This window comes from Microbispora sp. ATCC PTA-5024, assembly GCF_000511135.2.
Taxonomy (GTDB): Bacteria; Actinomycetota; Actinomycetes; order Streptosporangiales; family Streptosporangiaceae; genus Microbispora; species Microbispora corallina.
In genome coordinates, this window is record NZ_KI866528.1 from 206,136 (window position 1) to 212,916 (window position 6,781).

A 6,781-nucleotide genomic window follows, 5' to 3' on the forward strand; every position below is an offset into this window, starting at 1 on the left:
GTGACGCCGCGCCGCCCGGCGGAGGGTGACGGGCGGCGCGGCGTCGGGAGCCGTACGGGACTCAGCCCTTGTCGGCCCCCAGCGTGAGGCCCGCGACGAAGTGCCGTTGCAGGGCCAGGTAGACGACCAGCGTCGGGATCACGGTGATCGTGGCCCCGGCTGCGATCATGTTGTAGTCGAGCAGGAACTGCCCCTGCAGGTTGGTGATCCCCGTGGTGACCGGCAGCCGGTCGCCGTCGTGGATGAACAGCAGCGGCCAGAAGTAGTCGTTGTAGAGCCAGACGACCTGGAGCGTGGCCAGCGCGGCGAGCGCCGGGCGCGACAGGGGCAGGATGACCCGGCTGAACTGCTGCCAGACGCTCGCGCCGTCCACGAGGGCCGCCTCGGTCAACGCGGCGGGCAGCGCCTTCATGTAGTTGGCCAGCACGAACGTGCAGAAGCCGAGCTGGAAGGCGGTCTCCACGGCGATGACGGCGTAGTAGGTGTCGAGCAGGGTGCCCGAGCTGCTGACCGAGTACGGCAGCGGGGTGTGCTTGAACATCTCGAACAGCGGCGCGGCGAGCACCTGCGGCGGCAGCATGTTGCCCGCCGTGAACAGCACCAGCAGCGTGATGTTGAAGCGCCACCTGAAGCGGCTCACCCCGAACGCCGTCATCGAGGCGAGCGCGAGCGTGAGCACCACCGAGGGCACGGTGATGAGCAGGCTGTTGCCGAAGTAGGCGGACATGCGGCCCTGGGTCCACGCGGTCGCGAAGTTGCCCAGGCCGAACGGCCCGTGCAGGCTCCAGTAGCCGTACTTGTCGGTCACGGCCTTGGGGCGCAGGGCGGCGTAGAGGGTCCACAGCAGCGGGGCCAGCCACATCAGGGCCATGGCGGCGAGGAACAGGTGGGTGCCGGCGTGCCGTCGTCGCGGGCCCCTCACGGGCGCGGTCGCGGGAACGGGTGTCACGGGTCGGCCCTCCGGAACGTGCGGACCAGGTAGTAGACGATGGGCCCGAGCGAGACGACCAGCAGGATGACCGCGAGGGCCGATCCGACGCCGATCACCTGGCCCTCGCCCACCAGGTTCTGGATCACCAGGACGCTGAGCAGTTCGAGGCCGTTGGTGCCGCGGTTGATCAGGTACGCGATGTCGAAGGCCCGCAGGGCCTCGATGGTCGTGATGACCACCACCACGATGTTGACGGGCCGCATGGCCGGGAACACGACGCGGAAGAACGTCTGGCGGGCGCCGGCGCCGTCGAGGGCGGCGGCCTCCCGGAGGCTGGGGTCGACGCCCTTGAGGCCGGCGAGGTAGAGCACCATGACGTAGCCGGCGTGCCGCCAGGTGGTGGCGACCAGCGCGGCCCACAGGTTGACGTCGGAGTCGCCGAACCAGTCGACGGCCCCGGGTGTGCCGGCCGTGCCCAGCAGGTTGTTCACCAGGCCCTGGTCGCGGGCGTAGACCAGCTGCCAGATGATGCCGACCATGACCATCGACAGCATCACCGGCGTGAAGAACACGCTCTGGTAGAGGCGACTGCCGCGGATCCGCTGGTCGAGCAGCACCGCGAGCAGCAGCCCGAGCGGGGTCGCCACCAGCGCGAGGAAGGCCAGCCAGATGACGTTGTGCGCCACGGCCGGCCAGAACGGCGGGTACTCCTTCAGCGCGTAGGAGTAGTTGCCCAGGCCCGCCGGCCGGATGTCGGCCAGGTCGAGGCCGTTCCACTTGGTGAACGACAGCCCGACGGACAGCAGCGTCGGGACCCACACGAGCACGGCCTGGACGAGCGTCGGCACGCCCACCATCAGGCCGAGCACCACCCGGTCCCGCCGCGACAGCCGGCGCACCCTGCGGGGCCGCGCCGGGGGCGCGGAGCCGGAGGCGCCGGCGGGCGCGCCGGTCGCCGGCGGTGTCATCGTCCGCTGCATGACGGGCATCCGGTCACTGGGCCGAGTAGAGGGACGCGGCCTGCGCCTCGATGGCGCGCGTGTCGACGGTGCCGTCCTTCAGGAAGCCCTGCAGGGCGGGGATCATGACGTTGCTCGCCATGGCGGGCAGGGCGTCGCGGTCGAAGAACTGGCTGATGTACTTCGCCCCGGCGATGGCGGCGGCGCCCTTGCGGTTGAGCTCGCTGAACGCCGAGGTGTCGGCGTCCTTCGCGGTCTGCAGGTTGGAGGGGTCCTTGGACGCGTACGCGTCCTGCCCGGCGCCGGTGCCGAAGAAGGCCAGCATGTCCTTGGCCGTCGCGTTCGACCCGCCCCGCTTCGACAGCACGAACCCGTCGATCGGGGCCTCGATGGCGTCGGTGCCCTCGACCGCGATGGCCGGGAACGGGAAGAAGTCGAGGTCGGCCGCGATGTCCTTGTCGGTGACGTCCTGCACGATGAACGACCCTATAAGGTACATACCGGACTTCTTGCTCGTCAGCGTCCGCGCGCCCTCCTGCCAGGTCGCGCCGAGCGCGGCCTTGTCCTGGTACGGCAGCAGCGCCCGCCACTTGTCGAAGACGTCCTTGACCTTCTGCTGGTCCCACGACTCGCGGTGGGCGCACAGGTCGATGTGGAACCGGTAGCCGTTGGTCCGCATGTTGAGGTAGTCGAACGTGCCCATCGCCGGCCAGCCGTCCTTGTCGGCGAAGGCGATCGGGATGAGGCCGTCCTTCTTCATCCGGGCGCACAGCGCCAGCAGCGCGTCGAACGTGCCGGGGATCTCGTACCCGCGCTCCTGCCACAGGCTCTTTCGGTAGAAGAAACCCCACGGGTAGTTGTAGTTCGGCACGAAGTACTTCCTGCCGTCCTCGCCCTCCGAGGCCTTGGTCAGGCCCTCGGAGAAGTTCCCGCCGATCTTCTCCCAGACGTCGTCGACCGGCGCGAGCAGGCCCTTGGCGGCGTAGTAGCGCATCCGATAGCCGGCGAACCAGGTGATCACGTCCTCCGGGTTGCTCTGGAGGTAGGAGCTGATGTTGTCGACCAGCTGGGCGCGCGGCATCACGTTCATCCGGACGGTCGCGCCCGACTTCGTCTTGTACGCGTCGACCATCGCCTGGACGGCCGCGCGGGGGACGGGGTCGGACAGGCCGGAGCCGAGGGAGGTGGCATGGGCGGCCTGGGCGGCGGGCGCGGGGCCGCCGCTGCAGGCGGCGAGCAGGGGCGCCGCGGCGGCCGCGGCGCCGATGCCGCCCACGCCCCTCAGCAGGGCGCGGCGGCTCAGCCGGGCCTCGGACGTGACCGGAGGCGTGGACGGGTGCGGAGCCATGTGCTTCTCCAAACGGGTGACGGTGCGAAGTGGTGTCGGGGGGCGGCTGCTCGTCCGCCGCCTACTCGATCCGGCGCAGGCGGACGAGCGCGCTCGCGTGGTCGCCCGGCGGCAGGTCGAGGGGCAGACCCGAGCGCAGCAGGACGGCGCCCCGGTGGACGGCTCCGGAGTCGAGGTCACGATAGACGCCGTCCGGGAGCACCGCGGTCAGCGGCAGCGGCGCCGGACCGTGGCCGAACGGCCGCGTCGGGCACCAGGCCAGCACCACGTGGTCGTCGTCCCGCACGTACTGGAAGGCGGTGAGCGTCCCGTCGCCGCGCAGCCGGTACTGGGCGCCGTGCTGGACGACGGCCCTGACGCTCTTGTACGCGGCCACGAGCTCGGCGCTCTCCTTCAGCTCCTCCTCCGTCCACGAGGTGAGGTCGCCGCCGATGCCGGGCACTCCCGCCATGGCGACGTGGAACCGGAAGCGCAAGGGGGTACGGCGGCCGGTCGCGGCGTTGGGGCTGTCGGTGACCCAGGCGCTCATGACCTGGGCGGGGTAGAGCTGGCTGAAGCCGTGCTGGATGCCGATCCGGTCGACCGGGTCGGTGTTGTCCGACGCCCACACCTGGTCGGTTCGGGCGAGGACGCCGAGGTCCGCGCGGCCCCCGCCGCCCGCGCACGCCTCGATGCGCAGACCCGGGTGGTCGGCCCGGAGCCGGTCCATGATCCGGTAGACGGCCCGCGTGTGCTCGATCCACAGCCGGTCGGGGTCCTCGTGGCCGGGCCACCCGGCCTCGGTGAACGGGCGGTTGGCGTCCCACTTGAGGAAGTCGATGCGGTGCTCGGCGACCAGCCGGTCCAGCCAGGCGTGGGTCCAGGCGGCGGTGTCCGGCCGGGCGAGGTTGAGCACGAGCTGGTGGCGCATCTCGGTGCGCCCGCGGTTGGCCATGTGGAGCACCCAGTCGGGATGGGCCCGGTAGAGATCGCTGTCCGGGTTGACCATCTCCGGCTCCACCCACAGCCCGAAGCGCATGCCGAGCCGGCGCACCTCGGCCGCCAGCGGCCCGAGCCCCGCGGGGAACCGGTCCGGGTCGGGCGTCCAGTCCCCGAGCCCGGCCCGTTCGCTGCGCCGCGCGCCGAACCAGCCGTCGTCCATCACGAACAGCTCGACGCCGAGGCGCGCGGCGCGCGCCGCCAGGGCCATCTGGCCGGCCTCGTCGACGTCGAAGCCGGTCGCCTCCCAGGAGTTGTAGAGCACGGGCCGCGTCTCGTCCGGGTGGCCGAGGACGTGCCCCCGGGCGTACGCGTGCCAGGCGCGGCTGGCCGCCCCGAACCCGCCCGCCGTGTAGAGGCCGGCGAAGACGGGGGTCTCCAGCGCCTCCCCGGGGGCGAGCGACCAGGCGAGCCCCTCGTGGCCGAAGCCGCCCGTCCACGTCGTGCGGCCCACGGGGTCGCGGTGCACGGTCACCCGCCAGCTTCCGCTCCACGCGAGCGCGGTGCTCCAGACCTCGCCGTGCTCCTCGCAGGCGGCGCCGTCGTCCACGGCCAGCCAGGGGTTGGCGTGGTGGCTGGTCAGGCCGCGCCGGCTGGTGAGCACGGTCTCGGCGACGGGGACCTCGGTGCGCCGGAGCTGGAACTCGCTGTTCCAGCCGCCGACGAGGTGGCTCATCCGGTAGCGGGCGCGGCGCGGCGCCGTCCAGGAGGCCGAGTCGCAGCGCAGCACGGTGACGGGGGACCGGTCGCGGTTCTCCACGACCGTCCACCGCTCGATCACGTCGCTGCCGGCGTGCACCCGGTAGTGCAGCTCGACGTGCAGCGGGTAGTGCCGGTCGCGCAGCCGGATGCGCAGGTGCCCGCCGTCGATGTCGTGCCCCTCGTAGAGCCACTCGACGCCGCGGGTCCCGTCGGCGAAGCGCACGAGCAGGCCGGCCGGCCCGAACCGGGCGCCGGACTCCGCCGGCAGCTCGTCGGCCCCCGCCACCGCCTCGAAGCTGCTCGCCGCTGGGGACGCCGGCGCGGCCACCTCCGCCGCCTGGTCGGCCGTCAGCACCGCGCCCCAGTGGACGTGCCGTACGCTGTCGTCCTCCGCGAGCCGTACGGCGTACGCCGAGCCGGGGCCGCGCAGCAGCCAGAGGCGGTGATCGGGATGGAACAGGACAGGGGGCATCGAGGTCCTCGTCTCGGCGGATGAGTGCGGCGAGCGTAGGACCGCCGCGCGGGGGAAATCAATACTTGACGAAGGAAATTATTAATCTTAGATTTCGGGCATGTTTCCCGAGCCCGGCACGAGTTCGCTGACCGCGACGCCCGCGGCGACGGCGGTGTTCACGGCGGTGCTGACCGAGGGTCCGCTCAGCCGTGTCACCCTCGCGCGCCGACTCGGCCTGTCCTCCGCCGCCGTGACGAAGGCCGCGCGCCCGCTCATCGAGATGGGCTACCTGCGCGAGCTCGCCGCGACCGAGCGGACGGGCCCGGGTGCGGGCCGCCCGGCCAGCCCGCTGGCCGTCCAGGCGGACCGGGAGTTCTTCGTCGGCGTGAAGATCACGGCGGACGAGCTGATCGGGGTCGTGTGCGACCTGTGCGCGGAGGTGCGGACGGCGGCCCACCGGCCGCTGTCCGGCACCGGCGTCGGGGACGTCCTCGCCGAGATCGGGCGCCTGGTGGACGACCTGCTCGACGGGCCCGGCGGCTACCGGGACCGCACCCACCGCCTGGGGCTCGCCGTCTCCGGCGACGTGGACCGCACGACCGGGCTCGTCCGGTACTCGCCGTTCCTCCACTGGCGGGACGTGCCGCTGCGCGAGCGCGCGGCCTCCGCCACCGGGCTCGCCGTGACGGTCGAAAACGACGTCAAGGCGCTGACCACGGCCGAGCAGTGGTTCGGCGAGGGCGTGGGGGCCGAGTCGTTCGCCCTGGTCACGGTGGGCACCGGCATTGGCTGCGGCCTCGTGGTGAACGGCCGGCTGGTGTCCGGCTCCCACGGCGTGGCCGGCGAGATCGGCCACATCGGCGTGGACGCCGACGGCCCCGAGTGCCACTGCGGGGGCCGCGGCTGCGTGGAGGCCATCGCCGGGACCGAGGCGATCGTGCGGCAGGCGCGGGACCGGTCCGGCCGTCCCGATCTCACCATCGACGACGCCGTGGCCCTGGCCCGCCGCGGCGACGAGGGCATCGGCGCCGTCTTCGCCCGCGCCGGCAACGCCATCGGCATCGGCATCGCCGCCGTGGCCAACCTGGTCGGCCCCGCCCGGATCGTCGTGTCCGGGGAGGGGCTCGCCGCCTACGACCTGTTCGAGCCGCACATCCGGGCGGGCTTCGAGCGGCAGGCGTTCGGCGCCGCCGTCCAGTGCCCGCTGTCCATCCGGCCGCTGCCCTTCGAGGAGTGGGCGCGCGGCGCCGCCGCGGTGAGCATCCAGACGCTCGTCGCCTCCTGACCACTCCGTCTCAACCCTGTCCCGGCCCGCCCAGGCGCGGCCGCCACCCCCGCACAGGAGGTACGAGTTGTCATCACCCATGGGCGTCGCCGCCCCCGGATCCGGCGGGAGCCGGGCGCGCGCC

General features: G+C 72.6%; 5 protein-coding genes. 1 reads left to right on the forward strand and 4 read right to left on the reverse strand.

Annotated features, from left to right (window positions below):
* Positions 1-61 precede the first annotated feature (61 nt).
* The 4 genes from MPTA5024_RS37880 to MPTA5024_RS37895 all read right to left on the reverse strand — a co-directional run bounded on the left by MPTA5024_RS37880 (position 62) and on the right by MPTA5024_RS37895 (position 5,390).
* Positions 62-949 carry a carbohydrate ABC transporter permease gene (locus MPTA5024_RS37880; RefSeq protein ID WP_036333309.1) on the reverse strand — a complete coding sequence of 296 codons (888 nt, stop codon included), beginning with the start codon at positions 947-949 and terminating at the stop codon, positions 62-64.
* Entirely contained in the window at positions 946-1,899 is a 954-nt protein-coding gene (locus tag MPTA5024_RS37885; protein WP_232326812.1) for a carbohydrate ABC transporter permease, read from the reverse strand. Before MPTA5024_RS37885 ends, MPTA5024_RS37880 begins: the two co-directional genes overlap by 4 nt.
* Before the next feature lie 25 nt (positions 1,900-1,924).
* On the reverse strand, positions 1,925-3,238 hold the full coding sequence (locus tag MPTA5024_RS37890; protein WP_036333313.1) for an ABC transporter substrate-binding protein: 1,314 nt from the start codon (positions 3,236-3,238) through the stop codon (positions 1,925-1,927).
* Between the two features lie 61 nt (positions 3,239-3,299).
* Complete coding sequence (locus MPTA5024_RS37895) at positions 3,300-5,390, reverse strand: alpha-galactosidase (RefSeq protein ID WP_036333314.1); 2,091 nt, start codon at positions 5,388-5,390, stop codon at positions 3,300-3,302.
* A gap of 100 nt (positions 5,391-5,490) precedes the next feature.
* Between MPTA5024_RS37895 and MPTA5024_RS37900 the strand changes: the two genes are divergently transcribed.
* Positions 5,491-6,657 (forward strand): ROK family transcriptional regulator, encoded by a 1,167-nt coding sequence (locus MPTA5024_RS37900; RefSeq protein ID WP_157099947.1) that lies wholly within the window; start codon positions 5,491-5,493, stop codon positions 6,655-6,657.
* Positions 6,658-6,781: the final 124 nt, after the last annotated feature.

What these genes read in the sequence shown, in the direction of transcription:
- MPTA5024_RS37885 (WP_232326812.1), bottom strand. Translation starts at nt 1,899, where the DNA reads ATGACACCGCCGGCGACCGGCGCGCCCGCCGGCGCCTCCGGCTCCGCG.
- MPTA5024_RS37890 (WP_036333313.1), bottom strand. Translation starts at nt 3,238, where the DNA reads ATGGCTCCGCACCCGTCCACGCCTCCGGTCACGTCCGAGGCCCGGCTG.
- MPTA5024_RS37895 (WP_036333314.1), bottom strand. Translation starts at nt 5,390, where the DNA reads ATGCCCCCTGTCCTGTTCCATCCCGATCACCGCCTCTGGCTGCTGCGC.
- MPTA5024_RS37900 (WP_157099947.1), top strand. Translation starts at nt 5,491, where the DNA reads ATGTTTCCCGAGCCCGGCACGAGTTCGCTGACCGCGACGCCCGCGGCG.